3 protein-coding genes are annotated in these 3,398 nt (G+C 66.3%); all 3 read left to right on the top strand.

Features of this window, described 5'->3' with window-relative positions; all coding sequences use genetic code 11:
• The first annotated feature begins 216 nt into the window (after nucleotides 1–216).
• A complete protein-coding gene (locus tag ACESL5_RS09640) occupies nucleotides 217–1,371 on the top strand; it encodes a phospholipase A (protein WP_372592564.1) in 1,155 nt (384 codons plus the stop codon).
• A gap of 30 nt (nucleotides 1,372–1,401) precedes the next feature.
• Entirely contained in the window at nucleotides 1,402–2,043 is a 642-nt protein-coding gene (locus ACESL5_RS09635; protein WP_372592563.1) for an SCP2 domain-containing protein, read from the top strand.
• Nucleotides 2,044–3,398, top strand: a 1,355-nt coding sequence (ubiB, locus tag ACESL5_RS09630) for a ubiquinone biosynthesis regulatory protein kinase UbiB (RefSeq protein ID WP_372592562.1), incomplete at its 3' end; no start/stop codon positions are given.

Below are 3,398 nucleotides of genomic sequence, written 5' to 3'. Positions count from 1 at the left end.
CGCACTGGCAGTAGTGCTCCCAGGCATTGCGGAACACCACTTCTTGCGCGGCCACCAGCGTGGAGGCCACCTCACCGGCCGGTCGGGACGGAAAGTCCGCGTCCAGCTTTCTTGCATGCTTCTTGGCCTTCCCCATGCCCCCCTCCACTGTCAGTGGAACCGCGTAGTGTCTATGATGGTCCACTAATCCGCATTCAGCAAAGACAGTTATCCAGCATGCGCCCTGCCCGACCGTCAGATTTCGCCCTGCTCGCCCTGAGCGCCTCCCTCGGCGGGCCACTGCTCGCCGCCGCGGCCATGCCTGCCGCTGCCCAGGACTGGGCCCACTGCGCGCAGATCGAGATCGATCACGAGCGCCTCGCCTGCTTCGATGCCATGGCCTCCCGCGAGCGCGATGCCTCCCGGCGGGACGCGATGCCCGACGTGAGCAGGCAGGCGGTGGTCGAGGACGCACCGATCGCCCGGCAGGACGAAGCGGTGCCCGCGGAGGCCGTCGCCCCCGTGGTCGAACGCCAGGCGGCGAATGACGATGCCCCGGTCATCCCGCTGCGGGCGATCTCCGACGCGGACGCGGTGGCGCTAGAGAAACGGCTGCGCTCGGAGCAAAGCGAAGAACACAACCCGTTCGTCATGCGCAGCTACAAACCCAACTACATTATGCCGGCCACCTACACGCCGACGGACCTTTCCCGAGACGTCTACGACTTCGAGCCGCAGCACGCGGAGACCAAGTTCCAGCTCTCCTTCCAGTTCGACTGGTTCAAGGAGCCGCTCGGCCCGGACACCTCGCTGTACTTCGGTTACACCCAGCTCTCCCTCTGGCAGACCTACAACACCGAGTGGCTCGGCCAGGAAGTGGACTACTCGTCGCCCTTCCGCGAAACCAACTACGAGCCGGAAACGGGCCTGACCGTCGACATGGACTACAGCCTCGGCGGCCTGACGTTCCGACGTTCGAGGCTGTCGCTCATCCACGCTTCCAACGGCCAGAGCGGGGACCGTTCCCGCAGTTGGAACCGGCTGGCGGCCAGCCTGGCTTTCGGTCGAGGAAACTTCGCCGGCCAGTTGCGGGGGTGGTACCGGATTCCCGAGCCGGACGACGACGACAACCCGGACATCACCGACTACATGGGACACGGGGACCTGCTGCTCGCCTACAAGTGGGGTGAGCAGACCATATCGGCCACCCTGCGCAACAACCTGGACTTCTCGGAGAACAAGGGCGCAATCCAGGTCGATTACAGCTTCCCGCTGAACAAGCGCGTGAAGGGCTACGTGCAGTACTTCAACGGCTACGGCGAGAGTCTCATCGATTACAATCGGTCCATCAGCCGCATCGGCGTGGGCATCGCCCTGACCGACTGGCTCTGACCCCAACCTCCTTCAACACGCTGCCACCTCATGCTGTCCACTGCCTTGCGATTCACCGCCGAGACCGCCATCAACCGGCTGATCCGCCGCGACCCGGCAGCCCGAGACCGGCTTGCCCGCCAGGCCGGGTTGGTGTTCACCGTGCTGATCGAGCATCCCGCCCTGTCACTCACGCTCACGCCGACCACCGACGGGCTGATGTGGCGGGCGCATGACAACCTGACGCCGGATGCGACCATCCACACCAGCGGGCCCGCCCTGCTGCTGGCCCTCCAGCGCAGTCACGACATGGACTCGCTGTTCGCCGGCGACATCGAGATCGAGGGCGACGAACAGGCAGCCACCGCTTTCTTGCGCACGCTGCGCGAGATGGACATCGACTGGGGCGACTGGCTGGCCGAGAGAGTAGGCACCTCGGCGGCCGGTGTGATCGAGCAGGCCGCTACCCGGGCTCGCCGCAGTGTCGAGGAATGGCGCGAGACCCGTCATATCGAGCAACACGACTACCTGGTCCACGAGGCGCGACTGGTGGTCGACGATATGGACCTGCCCGGATTTCTCGACGAAGTCGACGAGATCCGCACCGCGGTCGACCGGCTGGAACGCCGCCTCCGGGTGATCGAGACGCGCACCCACAGTGGCACCCCGAACCACGATCGGCAGGAGGCCTGAATGCGACCCAGACTGATCTGGCGACTGGTGGTAATCCAGTTCGTCCTGCTGCGCCACGGACTGGACGAGATCGTGCTGGCGCTGCGGATCTTCCGCCCCATCCGCTTTCTGAAGTTCTTCTCGCCCTGGTACTGGTTCTCCGACAACCGCAAGCGCAGCCGCGGCGAGCGGCTGGTCGCGGCGCTGGAGGATCTGGGTCCGATCTTCGTCAAGTTCGGCCAGATGCTGTCGACCCGACGCGACCTATTGCCGCCGGACCTCGCCGAGGCGCTGTCCGCCCTGCAGGACCGGGTACGTCCCTTCCCCGCGGAGATCGCCCGCCGACGCATCGAGGCTGCGCTGGGCGACTCGGTGACTGCCCACTTCGCGCGCTTCGAGGCCGAACCGCTGGCCTCGGCCTCCATCGCCCAGGTGCATGCCGCCACGCTCGACGACGGCCAGGAGGTGATCGTCAAGATCACCCGCCCGGGCATCCACCGGCGCATCCGCAGCGATCTGGAGATCCTCTACACCGTCGCCCGCCTGGCCGAGCGCTACTGGTCGGAAGGCCCGCGCCTGCACCCGGTGGAAGTGGTCACCGAGTTCGACAAGACCCTGATGAACGAGCTCGACCTGCAGCGCGAGGCGGCCAACGCCGCGGAGATCCGCCGGCAGTTCGGCGACTCGCCGCTGCTCTACGTCCCGGAGGTCTACTGGGACTGGTGTCGCACCGACGTGTTGGTCCAGGAACGCATCCACGGCATTCCCGTCGCCCGCACCGACCTGCTGCACGCCGCCGGCGTGGACATGAAGCGGCTCGCCGAGGCGGGCGTGGAGGTGTTCTTCACCCAGGTGTTCAAGCACAACTTCTTCCACGCCGACATGCACCCGGGCAACATCTTCGTCGATGCGACCGACCCGGCACGACCGCGCTACATGGCGGTGGACTTCGGCATTGTCGGTTCGCTGACCCACGAGGACCAGCGCTACCTGGCGGAGAACTTCCACGCCTTCTTCAACCGCGACTACCGCCGCGTGGCCGAGCTGCACGTCGAGTCAGGCTGGGTGCCGCGCACCACGCGGGTCGAGGAATTCGAGGCGGCCATCCGCACCGTCTGCGAACCCATCTTCCAGAAGCCGCTGCGCGAGATCTCCTTCGGCCACTTCCTGCTGCGCCTGTTCCAGGTCGCGCGCCAGTTCAACATGGAAGTCCAGCCGCAACTGGTCCTCCTCCAGAAGACCCTGCTCGCCATCGAGGGCCTGGGCCGGGAGCTCTACCCGGACCTCGACCTCTGGCAGACGGCCAAGCCCTTCATCGAGCGCTGGATGCGCGACCGGATGGGACCGAAGGCCTTCCTGCGCCGCCTGCGCGACGA

Origin of the sequence: Guyparkeria sp., assembly GCF_041687595.1 — a bacterium.
Lineage (GTDB): Bacteria > Pseudomonadota > Gammaproteobacteria > Halothiobacillales > Halothiobacillaceae > Guyparkeria.
This window is presented reverse-complemented; position numbering and strand designations above follow the sequence as displayed.